Annotated in this window: 15 protein-coding genes; 9 read left to right on the plus strand and 6 right to left on the minus strand. The window is 41.8% G+C overall.

Features of this window, described 5'->3' with window-relative positions:
- Positions 1 to 86: 86 nt before the first annotated feature.
- Positions 87 to 1,181, minus strand: coding sequence for a glycosyltransferase family 4 protein (locus F0145_RS04190; RefSeq protein WP_150087048.1), 1,095 nt, complete (start codon positions 1,179 to 1,181; stop codon positions 87 to 89).
- Between the two features lie 9 nt (positions 1,182 to 1,190).
- Positions 1,191 to 1,946: a glycosyltransferase family 2 protein gene (locus F0145_RS04195; protein ID WP_150087049.1), complete on the minus strand. Its 756-nt coding sequence runs from the start codon at positions 1,944 to 1,946 to the stop codon at positions 1,191 to 1,193.
- A gap of 293 nt (positions 1,947 to 2,239) precedes the next feature.
- On the opposite strand from F0145_RS04195, the gene F0145_RS04200 reads away from it, so the two are divergent.
- From F0145_RS04200 to nadD, 4 genes are read left to right on the plus strand one after another with little or no spacing between them, the layout of a single operon-like run.
- Positions 2,240 to 2,851 (plus strand): sigma-70 family RNA polymerase sigma factor, encoded by a 612-nt coding sequence (locus tag F0145_RS04200; protein ID WP_150087050.1) that lies wholly within the window; start codon positions 2,240 to 2,242, stop codon positions 2,849 to 2,851.
- A 13-nt stretch (positions 2,852 to 2,864) separates the two neighbouring features.
- Positions 2,865 to 3,146, plus strand: coding sequence for a zf-HC2 domain-containing protein (locus tag F0145_RS04205; protein WP_150087051.1), 282 nt, complete (start codon positions 2,865 to 2,867; stop codon positions 3,144 to 3,146).
- A gap of 6 nt (positions 3,147 to 3,152) precedes the next feature.
- Positions 3,153 to 3,737, plus strand: a complete 585-nt coding sequence (gmk, locus tag F0145_RS04210) for a guanylate kinase (protein WP_150087052.1) — start codon at positions 3,153 to 3,155, stop codon at positions 3,735 to 3,737.
- A gap of 2 nt (positions 3,738 to 3,739) precedes the next feature.
- Entirely contained in the window at positions 3,740 to 4,312 is a 573-nt protein-coding gene (nadD, locus tag F0145_RS04215) for a nicotinate (nicotinamide) nucleotide adenylyltransferase (RefSeq protein ID WP_150087053.1), read from the plus strand.
- Positions 4,313 to 4,509: 197 nt separating this feature from the next.
- On the opposite strand, the gene F0145_RS04220 is transcribed toward nadD, so the two are convergent.
- Together F0145_RS04220 and F0145_RS04225 are read right to left on the minus strand one after the other, a co-directional pair.
- A complete protein-coding gene (locus tag F0145_RS04220) occupies positions 4,510 to 4,821 on the minus strand; it encodes a hypothetical protein (protein ID WP_150087054.1) in 312 nt (103 codons plus the stop codon).
- 18 nt (positions 4,822 to 4,839) lie between these two features.
- Positions 4,840 to 5,319 carry a DUF6932 family protein gene (locus tag F0145_RS04225; protein ID WP_150087055.1) on the minus strand — a complete coding sequence of 160 codons (480 nt, stop codon included), beginning with the start codon at positions 5,317 to 5,319 and terminating at the stop codon, positions 4,840 to 4,842.
- Between the two features lie 153 nt (positions 5,320 to 5,472).
- Here F0145_RS04225 and F0145_RS04230 point away from each other — a divergent pair, with 153 nt between their 5' ends.
- The 5 genes from F0145_RS04230 (at position 5,473) to F0145_RS04250 (ending at position 10,038) form a co-directional block, all read left to right on the plus strand.
- Positions 5,473 to 6,087 carry a deoxynucleoside kinase gene (locus F0145_RS04230; RefSeq protein WP_150087056.1) on the plus strand — a complete coding sequence of 205 codons (615 nt, stop codon included), beginning with the start codon at positions 5,473 to 5,475 and terminating at the stop codon, positions 6,085 to 6,087.
- 166 nt (positions 6,088 to 6,253) lie between these two features.
- Complete coding sequence (locus F0145_RS04235; protein ID WP_150087057.1) at positions 6,254 to 8,095, plus strand: glycosyltransferase; 1,842 nt, start codon at positions 6,254 to 6,256, stop codon at positions 8,093 to 8,095.
- A gap of 229 nt (positions 8,096 to 8,324) precedes the next feature.
- Positions 8,325 to 8,879 (plus strand): YfiT family bacillithiol transferase, encoded by a 555-nt coding sequence (locus F0145_RS04240; protein WP_150087058.1) that lies wholly within the window; start codon positions 8,325 to 8,327, stop codon positions 8,877 to 8,879.
- Between the two features lie 197 nt (positions 8,880 to 9,076).
- Entirely contained in the window at positions 9,077 to 9,637 is a 561-nt protein-coding gene (locus F0145_RS04245; protein WP_190277468.1) for a DUF4136 domain-containing protein, read from the plus strand.
- 98 nt (positions 9,638 to 9,735) lie between these two features.
- Complete coding sequence (locus tag F0145_RS04250; RefSeq protein ID WP_150087060.1) at positions 9,736 to 10,038, plus strand: Dabb family protein; 303 nt, start codon at positions 9,736 to 9,738, stop codon at positions 10,036 to 10,038.
- Between the two features lie 92 nt (positions 10,039 to 10,130).
- Here the strand turns inward: F0145_RS04250 and F0145_RS04255 are convergent, their stop codons facing one another.
- Together F0145_RS04255 and F0145_RS04260 are read right to left on the minus strand one after the other, a co-directional pair.
- Entirely contained in the window at positions 10,131 to 11,510 is a 1,380-nt protein-coding gene (locus F0145_RS04255) for an ammonium transporter (RefSeq protein WP_150087061.1), read from the minus strand.
- Between the two features lie 401 nt (positions 11,511 to 11,911).
- Positions 11,912 to 13,155 (minus strand): ammonium transporter (locus F0145_RS04260; protein WP_150087213.1); only part of this gene is annotated, 1,244 nt, incomplete at its 5' end.

A 13,155-nucleotide genomic window follows, 5' to 3' on the forward strand; every position in this document is an offset into this window, starting at 1 on the left:
GTTATCTGCTAAATAGTTTCCTCTTGAATGACAGGAATAGATTACTTAAACCTCTTTTTAATATTGCCTGATATCAAATTTAAAATTTAATTATTTCCTAATACCTCCCGGTAAACAGCCAACGTTTTAAGGGCAGTTTGTTCTTTTGTAAAGCCGTTTAAAAACTCGGTAGCGTTGGTAACTAACCTAGAACGTAGCGAATCGATGGTGAGGACGTTGAGGACATGGGTAGCCAGCATATCGGTGTCGCGAACGGCGGCTAACATACCGGTTTGGTTGTTTTTTACAATTTCGGGGATGCCGCCACCGGCGGTGGCTACTACGGGTACGCGGCAGGCAAAAGCATCTAAGATGGTGGTGCCTAAACCTTCGGTTTCGGAGGTAATCAGAAAAACATCCAGTTCGGGTAATATTTCGGGAATATCTTGCCGGAAGCCTAAGAACAGAATGTGTTTCTGCATGTTCTTCTGGGCTACATACGCTTCAACTTCGGGGCGCGAAGGACCATCGCCAATAATCAGAAATTTTGCTTCTAAATCCTGGTTAATTAATTGGGCGGCGGTATCTACAAACGTAAAATAATCTTTGTGCGGGGCAATGGCCGAAACATTGCCAATTAAAAATTTACTGAGCGGCAAATCCAGTTCTTCGTGTAATTTGCCGTTGCGGTAACTTTCTTCGAACCGGCTTAAATCAATGCCGCTGTGGATGGTTACCAGCTTCTCCGGTTGTTTCAGGTCGGGCGCCATTACTTCTTTTATCTTATCTGATACGCAGATTATTTTCCGGATACCTGGGTAGTTGTATTTGTAATGCGAGAGCCAGTTGTTTTTTACCGGAAAATCGACCCGCCGGCTAAGGATTATAGGTAAATTATTACCTAATAAATCGGCCCATACACTTAGGGCATGGGAGTGGGCGCTATGCACATGCACCAAATCTATTTTGTTTTGCTTACAATATTTTTTAAGCTGCAAGGCCGTAACCAAATCGAACTCGTTGGCGAAGGGCAGAGAAAGGTGCGGAATATTTTGTTGCCGGCAGTAAGTTTCAAAGGCCGAATGGCGGCGGCAAGCAACAAAAACTTGTACGTTGTGCGTTACCAGTTCCGATAGGAGGTAAGCAATTTGCTGCTCGCCGCCGCGCCAGGTTTTCTCCGAACTTAAATGTAATACCTTCATGCTCCTTGCTTATTTTTCTCCTTCCTGCAGCCGCCATAACTTCAGGTACCGCATAAATACACTTACCGCTGCCATGTAACTAATAATAAAACCTACTTTGCCATCCAGAAAACCCCTAAACCAGATATAATGCCGGAAAAAGCGGATTATTGGTTTTACGGCTAAATGGTAAAGCGTTACCCGCTTGGTTTTCTGGCTCCGGTCTTTGGCCGAAAGCCAGGTATAATAATCCCATTTTTCTAAATATTGCCGTAAGCCCCGGTACGTATGGTGAATCAGCTTGTTTTGTAAAGTTCCTACGGGTCCGGTGGCGTTTATTTCTTCGTGTACTTGTACCTCGGGATAGCGGCAGGTATCGCGCCGGAACAGCCGGATTACTTTATCGTATTGCCAGCCGCAGTACCGCACCTGCTGGCCCATAAAATAATTCTGCCGGCGAATCCAGTAAGCAACAGTAGGGTTTTCCTGGTTTTGCAATATATTTTTTATTTCTACCGATAGCGCTACCGGCACCCTTTCGTCGGCATCTAATAAAAATATCCAATTATGAGTGGCCTGGTCTATGGCCCAGTTCTTCTGGCGGGCGTGGGTATCAAAAGGCCGCTGCAGCACTTTTACCCCAAATTGTTTAGCAATGGCTACGGTGCGGTCGGTGCTGTAAGAATCTACCACCAATATTTCATCCGCCCAACTCACCGATTGGATAGCCTCGGCAATATTTGCTTCTTCGTTTTTACAAGGAATAATGGCGGTTATAAAATGCATATTGGTTTTTACCTGGTTAGGCCTACAGGTGTGCAAAAGTAATGGCTTTAATTTATTTTGGGTAATACCAGATTTATTTAAGGTTTTTACGTAATCAAAATTTTTATACCGGGTTAGCAAAAGTATTTTTGAGCCGGCGATTATTATTCCTAAATATTTAAAGAAAACTTACCTTCTTTAAAATCAGTATTAACCGCACTTAGGGGTAAAAAATGTATTAGAGCTGCAATATATTTTTGTTAATTTGCGTATAGAAATCTGTTTACATAACCTTAAAGTACAGATTTAGCCAAATGAGCGACCAAAGAGGAAGTCAATTAACCAAAGAAGAGAAAGATGCCCGGTTCGAGGCGGAGCTTTTGCCCATCATTGATCCGCTGTATAACTTTGCTTTTCGGTTAACTTTAGACGAAGACGATGCCAATGACCTGGTTCAGGAGACTTATTTGAAGGCTTATCGGTTCTTCGAATATTTCGAACAAGGAACTAATGCCAAAGCCTGGCTGTTCCGGATACTCAAGAATTCGTTTATTAACGATTTCCGGAAAAAGAGTAAACAACCGGCCAAAGTTGATTATAGTGAAGTAGAAAGTTACTATAACACCGAAGGAAACGACAACGATGCGGAAATTGCCTCCACCTCGGATATGCGCTCCCAAAGTGTGCAGGAACTAATAGGCGATGAAGTAGCGAGCGCGCTGAATTCATTACCTGTTGATTTCAGGACTGTGATCATTCTTTGTGATTTAGAAGGCTTTACTTACGAAGAAATGGCAAAAATTCTGGATATTCCTATTGGAACGGTTCGTTCCCGTTTACATAGGGCCCGGAATTTCCTGAAAGAAAAATTAGAAGGATACGCCAAAACAATGGGCTATAACAATGAAGAAGATAATGACGAATAACTAACCTTAAGGTATGAAGACAATCGCTACAAAACCCAACCAAGTATCTGCCAATAGTGGTGGCAATCCAGATTGCGAGAAGATAGTATCGCTGCTGGATATAATTATTGACGGTGAAGCCACGGAGGAAGATAGGACCTATTTTTTCTCGCACGTAGAAACTTGCCAGGAATGCTTTGCGGCTCACCAGAAGCACGAGCAATTAAAAAGATTTTTGCGCGAAAATATTCAGCGCAAAGTAGTGCCCACCAATTTGTTGTCTTCCATCCAATCGGTTATAAAAACTACCGCCTAATTTCTGATGCCAGGTAAGATTATCTTATTTACGGCCCCGTCCGGCGCCGGCAAAACCACTATAGTAAAACATCTTTTAAATACTAATCCGCAGTTAGAATTTTCTATTTCGGCTTGTACCCGCGATAAACGGGGCCGCGCAGAAGTAAACGGGAAAGACTATTATTTTATAACGCCCGAAGAATTTCGCCAGAAAATAGAGCAGGATGCCTTTGTAGAATGGGAAGAAGTTTACGAAGGCGCTTTTTACGGCACGCTTAAATCCGAGATAGAGCGCATCTGGAGCCACGGCAAAACGGCTATTCTGGATGTGGACGTAAAAGGCGGATTAAAAATTAAAGAATTTTATAAAGACCGGGCTTTAGCCATATTTGTAAAGCCGCCTTCGCTGGAAGTATTAGGCCAGCGCTTGCAGGCCCGCCAAACCGATTCTGCGTCCAGTATTTCGAGCCGTATATTTAAAGCTAAATTCGAAATGAGTTTTGAAGATAAGTTTGATGCGGTTATTGTAAACGAAAACCTGGAAGATGCTTTTCGGCAGGCCGAGCAATTGGTTTCGGAATTTATTCATAGCCCAAAAGTTAAGGTATAAGCATGAAGGTTGGGCTGCTGTTTGGCTCCTTTAATCCCATTCACATGGGCCATTTAATTTTAGGTAATTATATGGCTTATAACACCGATTTAAGTGCCGTTTGGTACGTGGTGTCGCCGCAAAATCCTTTCAAAAAAAGCAGCAGCCTGTTGCACGAGTTCGACCGGTTGCACATGGTATCGCTGGCCATAGATAAAAATGACCGCCTGGGTGTTTCGGATGTAGAATTCCGGATGCCCCGCCCCAGTTATACCATCGATTCGTTAACTTACCTGCAGGATAAATATCCCGGTTACGAGTTTGTGTTAATTATTGGCGAAGATAATTTGCCTTTTTTTCCGAAGTGGAAAAACTACGAACGCATCTTAGAATATTTCGAAGTTTACGTTTATCCCCGGGCGGGCACGCCGCCCTATTCCCTGAAAGATCATCCTAAAATAAAATTTATTCCGGCACCTATGCTGGATATTTCGGCTACCCTCATTCGCGATTGCGTGCGCCAGCATAAATCTATTACCTATATGGTACCAGATGATGTTGAGAATTATATTAAGCAGAAGAAGTTCTGGATATAGTTTTAGTAGTTAGTAGTTAGTGATTAGTAGTTAGTTATCAGCAGATAATATCCATTGGCGATTTAATGTTTCTTAGCTAAGAACCTATGTGTTTATATAGAAGTTACCCATAATTCTATAAAATAAAGAAACCTTTATCAATAGTGTGTCGGACTATTGATAAAGGTTTCTTTATATGCCTAAATAAGTACCTTAATTTACATTTGACAAATCTTGGATTCTAAAGTTGATAAGTCTTCTGAATTAAATTCCTCTTTCCCTGTATCTTTCGATAAATTAGGGTAGAACTTATCGAGTAAAAGCTTAATTGTGAAAAAACTTCTGGAAGAAATAACAGTTGAGGATACCAGATCATCAATTAAGTAGCTAATAAGCTTATCTTTACGAGCTTGATATTGACTTAACATAAAATCAGAATCATCTAAAGAAGAATGCAACTTAAGCATAGCATCCACTTTTTTAATTTCTTCAATCAAATCCATTAATTTATATAATTGCCAATTCTTCATTATAAAAATACTTATTATTCAGTACAAAATTTCCAAGAAACCTTTAGGGAGCCTATTGCCAGCTTTATTTCTTCTTGTTTTATCAAATCTATCCATCCAATACAATCTATCTCCAATAAATAGAGGATACTTTTTATGATCAATTGGGTAAACTATTACTAAATACGCATCCACTCCATATTGGTGAATAGATTCTGGAAATTTGAAATCCCTTAATGCTTGCTGATTAGATTCAAATGTTGAATGGTCAATAAATGTAACTAAATCAATATCACCAGGAGAAGATATCTTAGTAGTAAAAGAACCATCTATCCATTGTAAAAGTTCTATGTTATTACAGCAGGCTTTCAACTTATCTGAATATTGGATATATTTATCATATAGAAATTGCCTCTTTTCATAAGGGAGATTAGTAACAAATTCAGTTCGGAACTCACTTAATGATGATTTAATGTTCGAATTAGGTACTAATAATCCTTTTGAGTTGAATTTCAACATACATACAAATATAAAAACTGCCGGTAATAAAACCTATAGGGCATAAACGTACCATAGCCCAACCATTAAATACATCAGTCCGCACTTAACAATCAGCAACCAACACACCATTTAGGTAAAAAAGGTAACTTGCGGCTTTAAATTTTAGAAGCTATGCATATTGCTATTGTGGGTAATATTGGTGCTGGTAAAACTACTTTGGCCCAAAAGTTAGCCCAGCATTTTAAATGGGATTTGTTTCTGGAAGCCGTAGAGAATAATCCTTACCTGAAAGATTTTTACGACGATATGCCCCGCTGGGCTTTTCACCTGCAAATCTATTTTTTAAACAGCCGTTTCCAGCAAGTTCAGAAAATTAATCAGAGCACGCGGCCTATTATTCAGGACCGCACTATTTACGAAGACGCCTATATCTTTGCCCGTAACCTGCACCAATCCGGGTTAATGAGCCAGCGCGATTACGATAATTACTTGGGCATTTTTCAGTCGATAATTAGTATGGTAAAGCCGCCCGATTTAATGATTTACCTGAAAGCCGATTTACCAAAACTGATTGGGCAGATTGAAAAACGCGGCCGCGAATACGAGAGCACCATGCGCCTGGATTATTTACGCCACCTGAACGAACACTACGACAGCTGGATGAAATCTTACGATTTGGGAAAGTTGCTGGTAATTGATGTAAATAAACTGGATTTCGTGTCGAACCCCGAAGATTTGGGATTTATAATTAATAAAATTCAGGTAGAGTTGTTCGGACTTTTCTAAAGGATAAGGTTAAATAATATATAATTTAAAAATATATTGCCCATTTAACCAATTGGCCTACAATTCCTAGACAGTGACGGGTATAAACTTCTGTTAAATTCCCGTATAGAATTAAATCATTTCTATATATTTAGAACAGAAACTACTAACCTAAACCGTTATTGTCGTGGCAGAAACTAGCAATAATAATGCAAATGCAGCAAAAGTTAATACTAGTAATAGTTTATTAACGGAACTAGCCTGGGAGGTGTGCAACCAGGTAGGCGGTATTTATACCGTAATCCGCTCCAAAGTACCTTCGATGATTCAGACCTGGGGCGATTGTTATTGCCTGATTGGTCCTTATTTTCACCACAATGCCCAAGCCGAGTTTGAGCCAACCGATGATTATAGTGGCCCCTTTGGCCAGGCGGTACTTAAAATGCGCAACATGGGTTTTGAGGTGCATTACGGGCATTGGCTGGTTACCGGCAACCCGCTGGTGGTGCTGCTGAACCCGTATAGTGTATACGACCGATTGGGTCAGATAAAATATGACCTGTGGCACCACCACCATATTCCTACACCCGGCAACGACGATTTGCTAAACCAGGTAGAAGCTTTTGGTTATTTGGCTAAAACATTTTTGCAGCAGTTAGTACAGCCCGATGTAACCGATAAAAATGTAATTGCGCACTTTCACGAATGGATGGTGGGGCCGGCCATTCCGGAGTTGCGGCGCGAACGTACCAATATTCGTATTATTTTTACCACGCACGCTACCTTGCTGGGCCGTTATCTGGCCATGAACGATCCGTCTTTTTACGACAACTTAACCTCGGTAAACTGGCTACAGGAGGCTATTCATTTTAATATTGAAACGGCCGTTAAGCTGGAACGAGCGGCAGCGCACGGCGCCCATATATTCTCGACGGTGAGTGATGTTACAGCGCGTGAGTGTATGTTTTTACTCGAACGCATTCCGGATGTAATATTGCCCAACGGGTTAAATATTCAGCGCTTTATTGCCCTGCACGAGCACCAGAACCTGCACCAGAAGTATAAAGATAAAATTCACCAGTTCGTCATGGCGCATTTCTTCCAGAGCTATCCCTTCGATCTGGATCAAACGTTGTATTTCTTTACTTCGGGCCGCTACGAATACCGCAACAAAGGCTTTGATGTTACCTTGGAGGCCTTGGCTCGCTTAAATTACCGGATGCAGCAGGCGGGTATTAAAAAAACGGTAGTCATGTTTTTTATTACCAAGCAGCCTTATCATTCGGTGCACCCGGGTGTGCTGCAATCGCGGGTAATGATGGAAGAAATTCGCGAAACCTGCGTGGCTATTCAGAAAGAAATTGGTAAAAAACTATTTTACGCCGCTGCCTCCAGCACCGATTTTAAATTGCCAGCCTTGCGCGATTTCGTAGACGATTACTGGCAGTTGCGTTACCGCCGTACGTTGCAGTCTTGGAAAACGCACAACCTGCCCAGCGTAGTTACGCATAACCTGGTTAACGATAAAACCGACGAAATTCTGCACTTTTTACGGTCGTCTAACCTGGTAAATAATGCCCACGACCGGGTGAAAATTGTTTACCATCCTGATTTTGTTTCGGTAACTAACCCATTATTTGCCATGGATTACGGCCAGTTTGTACGCGGCTGCCACATGGGCGTTTTCCCGAGTTATTACGAGCCTTGGGGTTATACACCGCTGGAGTGTATTGCCCGCGGCGTACCTGCGGTTACCAGCGATTTATCGGGTTTTGGGGATTACGTAATGGGAAAAATGGATGAAAAAGTTGGTAAAGGTATTTTTGTGGTGAAAAGGCGTAACCGCAGTTTCGATGATGCCGCTAACCAGCTAGCCGATTATCTTTTTGAATACGTGCAGTATAGCCAGCGCGACCGCATTGCCCTGCGCAACCAGGTAGAAAGCTCGTCGGAAGAATTTGACTGGAAAAACCTTACCCGCTACTATAACAAAGCTTACCAGTTAGCAATGGAAAAACCAGTTTTTTAAATATTAAAGCAACTACAAAATTATTTTTTGCACCCGTTCCCAATGGTAGCGGTAATTGCCTAACGGCTACTAACGCTTTAATTCTTAATAGCAGGATATTAATTGATTTTCAATTAGTTTCCTGCTATTTTTTATTAATAATATTTTATATATTTAAAAGCAATGTTTGGTTGTTTTTACAAGCCTGCACAGCGGTATTTGCTACTTATTAAATTGCTGATTCTAAATTATGACTATTGCTTTGAATAATATTATCCAGGAAGATCTGCAGCGTTACCCCATAGGTAAGTTTGAGCCTACCCGTAACCTGACCGAGGCTGATGTAACTGGTTTTATTGAAGAGATTGTTGCTTTGCCCGGCCAATTACGGCAAGCGGTTGCGGGTTTAAACAACGAGCAGTTAGATACGCCTTACCGGCTTGGCGGCTGGACCGTACGGCAGGTAGTGCATCACCTCGCCGATAGCCACCTGAACAGTTATACCCGGTTTAAATTAGCTTTAACCGAAGATTTACCCACGATTAAACCCTACGAAGAAGATCGCTGGGCCGAGTTAGCCGATGGCAAAACTGAACCGGTGGAGGTTTCGCTGGTTTTGCTTGAAGCGTTGCATCACCGGTGGGTAGTGTTGTTGCGGTCGTTAACTCCGGAACAGTGGCAGCGCACTTTTAACCACCCAGTTTCCGGGGAAACTCCGCTAATGAAAGCGGCGGGGTTATATGCCTGGCATGGCAAACACCATCTGGCGCACATTACCAATGTAAAAGACTTAAATAAATGGTAATTTTTTAGCAAAATACCCATATTTTTTACATCTGAATTTATCTGGAATTACGTATAGTTTTAACCTGTATCACAGGAGTTTAGGAGTCTGCTTACCTTTTATAACCGTCTTTATATGTTTTAATTATACTCACAATGAAAATCAGGAAAATTTACGGATGCGCTATTCTTTTAAGCTTAACTACGTTAGCAAGCTGCATGAACTTTTATGAAAACCGGGTAGAATCTGATTACAGCTATGCCGGTAATTTTAAAAGATACAAGACCTTTAACTTCATGGGTTACAAGAAAACCGATTCGGACTCTAGTAATCACATGCAAATTGTAGAAAATGCGGTGCGGGCCCGGATGCAATTGCAAGGCTACCGGTACACAGATAATAAACCAGATTTATTGGTATCGCATAAAATATTTTACGACGATTTATTATTTAAAGGCTATAACCAAACCGATATTGATGTTTGGTTAGCCTCCGGTAAGATAATAGAAGAAGAAGTAGACGAAGAAACCGGCGAACAGAAAAAAGAATACGACCCCGTTAGATATAATCTTACCAAAGGTACCCTCCTGGTTGTGCTCATCGACCGGAAACACAACCGGGCCATTTGGCAAGGGTATGCCTCCGGCTTATTAGGCAACAAGGATTTTAACAACGAAGCTTACCTGAAACGCTCGGTGAGGTCTATTTTTGATAAATATAAAGTATTTACCGAAGGTTATCTGTTGACTAACGGACAGCAGCCGAACAAAACAGAATAAGTTTAGCCGGGAAAAATATCCAATATTGGTACAAACGTGGGGTAGTTGGTTTTGAGCCCGAAAGCATTTACCTTGCAGCCTAAACTATCTGAAAACTTATGTTTGTACATCACGTGTTTTTCTGGCTGAAATCTGATAATACGCCGGATGAAATAAAGAAATTCGAGGCCAGTGTTTCCTCGCTTAAAAGTATTAAATCGGTTCACATGGCAGATGTAGGCAAGCCTGCCTCTACCGATCGGCCGGTAATTGATACTACTTATTCTTATTCATTGTTGCTGGTATTTAATTCGTTGGCCGATCATGATGCTTATCAGGTTGATCCGGTTCACCTGCAATTTGTAGCTGATTGCTCTAATCTGTGGGAACGCGTCCTGATTTACGATTCAGAATCGTTGTAATAATATTAAATAAAAAAGCGGTCCCGAATATTGATTTATTCGGGACCGCTTTTTTATTTATCAACTAAATATTTTACAATAAAATAACTGGCTTAGGCAATTGCCTTCTCTAATTCGGGTGTAAGCGGTATTTCTACCATAACCGGTTGCCCTGGGAATAATTGCTCTTCGTGTTGCGAAATATCCAGCCCCAGTATTTCTTCTTCCTCGGTTACATTTAGCGGCGTAATTAAATCGGTAATTTTTAATAGTATAAAGCTGCCAATAAAAGAGAAGGCTACTACAATGCCCAAAGCAGTTAAGTGAATAAAGAAAAGTTTGGTTTCGCCGTAGAATAAACCGTTACCGGTAGTGTTGCCGGCGTTAATAGCCGTGTGGGCAAAAACACCCGTCAGCAACATGCCTACCATTCCGCCCACACCGTGGCAAGGAAACACGTCCAGGGTATCGTCTATATTGGTTTTGGCCCATAAACTTACCACAATATTGCTCACCAGGCTGGCGAAAACGCCAATGAATATACTAACCGATATGCCTACAAAGCCGGCAGCGGGAGTAATAGCTACTAACCCCACTACCACGCCAATACAAAAGCCCATGGCCGAAGGTTTTTTACCTTTGAAGGCATCAAATAAAATCCAGGCTAAGCCGGCAGCAGCGGCAGCCGTGTTGGTAGTAGCAAAAGCAATGGCCGCTAAACCATTAGCACCTACCGCCGAACCCGCATTAAACCCAAACCAGCCAAACCATAATAAACCCGTACCCAGCAGTACAAAAGAAATATTGGCCGGGGCCGGAATGGTGTGGGCTTTCCGTTTGCCTAAATACATAGCAGCAGCCAGGGCGGCACAACCAGCCGAAATATGCACCACGGTACCACCAGCAAAATCTAAAGCTCCCATCTGAAACAAGAAGCCCTCTGGATGCCAGGTCCAGTGCGCAATTGGGGCGTAAATAAACATGCTGAACAAGCAAGCAAATAATATATAAGAAGTAAACCGAATACGCTCCGAAAATGAACCCGTTATAAGCGCCGGCGCGATTACCGCAAATTTTAACTGAAAAAAGGCGAATAAAACCAACGGAATAGTAGAAGCTAATGGCCAGGGCTTGCTTTCCAGTACCCCGTTAAACATAAAGAAAGTGCGGGGGTCGCCAATAAAGCCGCCAATGGAATCACCAAAAGCTAAGCTAAACCCAACGGTAATCCAAAGTACACTAATAATGCCCATGCAAATAAAGCTTTGGAGCATGGTCGAAATAACGTTCTTGGCATTCACCATCCCGCCGTAGAACAAAGCCAGGCCGGGCGTCATGAGTAATACCAGGGCAGAGGCAGCCAGCATCCAGGCCACATCGCCCGCAATAATGCCTTCGGTGTGAAAACTGCCGGGGAGTTTAGAAAATATTACTCCCAGAATACTTACAAATAAAAGTGCTAGAAAAGGAATGCCCGATAACTTGTTTTTCATAGGTCTTTTAGTGAAGTGTCTTAATTTTTTAGCTATTGTTTTTCAAAAATACGTGTAAAAACCAAATTAGCCTCATATTATGAGGCCAATTTTATAATAATTACACAAAATTCAGAGAACAGGTGTAAATAGATGCGTTTTGAAATTAAGGATTTATCAGGCAGAACAGTTTTTGCAAAATTTTTAATAACGAGACATTTCTGTTTCTAAACTGTATTAGCGTTTTAACCCGGGGTAGTTTAAATATTGTCTAAAATATTAAATAAGCCTGCAAATATTAAGGCGTTATATCAACTTAACTACTATAAACAAACAAGGTGGTTATAATTAACCACCTTGTTTGTAACTTTCAGGAATGTAAATAAATTAACAATAAGTATTTCTGTTTGTCCGGCCTTTGTTTAAGCTAAAACTTTTATGTCCGGTATAGTATTCATTTCCGTTGCTCCGTTGCTAAATACCAATTGCTCTTCGTGCTGGCTTAAGTCCAAACCAAGTTCTTCTTCTTCCCGCGATACGCTTAGCGGCGTAATTAAATCGGTAATTTTTAATAAAATAAAGCTGCCAATAAAAGAGAAGGCTACTACAATGCCCAAAGCAGTTAAGTGAATAAAGAAAAGTTTGGTTTCGCCGTAGAATAAGCCGTTACCGGTGGTGTTGCCGGAGTTAATGGCTGTGTGGGCAAAAATACCGGTCATCAACACACCTACTATCCCGCCAACACCGTGGCAAGGAAATACATCCAGCGTATCGTCGATGGTAGTTTTAGCACGCCATCCTACAACCAGGTTACTGATTAAGGCCGCAATTACCCCAATAAATATACTAACCGATATGCCTACAAAACCAGCAGCCGGAGTAATAGCTACTAACCCCACTACCACGCCAATACAAAAGCCCATGGCCGAAGGTTTCTTGCCTTTAAAAGCATCAAATAAAATCCAGGCTAAACCGGCGGCAGCGGCAGCCGTGTTGGTAGTAGCAAAGGCAGAAGCAGCTAAAGAACTTGCACTCACCGCCGAACCCGCGTTAAAACCAAACCAGCCAAACCATAATAAACCAGTGCCTAATAATACGTAAGGAATATTGGCCGGCGCGTGTACTGCATCAACTTTTCTTTTACCTAAGTAAAGTGCCGCAGCCAGGGCAGCACAACCAGCCGAAATATGCACCACGGTACCACCGGCAAAATCTAAAGCTCCCATCTGAAACAAGAAGCCTTCTGGGTGCCAGGTCCAATGCGCAATTGGCGCGTAAATAAACATGCTGAACAAGCAAGCAAATAATATATAAGAAGTAAACCGGATGCGCTCTGAGAAAGAACCGGTAATTAAAGCTGGTGTAATAACGGCAAACTTCAGTTGGAAGAAAGCAAACAGTACTAACGGAATAGTAGAAGCCAAAGGCCAAGGTTTGCTTTCCAGTACCCCGTTAAACATAAAGAAAGTGCGGGGGTCACCAATAAAGCCACCGATGGAATCACCGAAAGCTAAGCTAAACCCAACGGTAATCCAAAGTACACTAATAATGCCCATGCAAATAAAGCTTTGGAGCATGGTCGAAATAACGTTCTTGGCATTCACCATCCCGCCGTAGAACAAAGCCAGGCCGGGCGTCATGAGTAATACCAGGGCAGAGGCAGCCA

This window comes from Adhaeribacter rhizoryzae, from assembly GCF_008629685.1.
GTDB classification, from domain to species: domain Bacteria; phylum Bacteroidota; class Bacteroidia; order Cytophagales; family Hymenobacteraceae; genus Adhaeribacter; species Adhaeribacter rhizoryzae.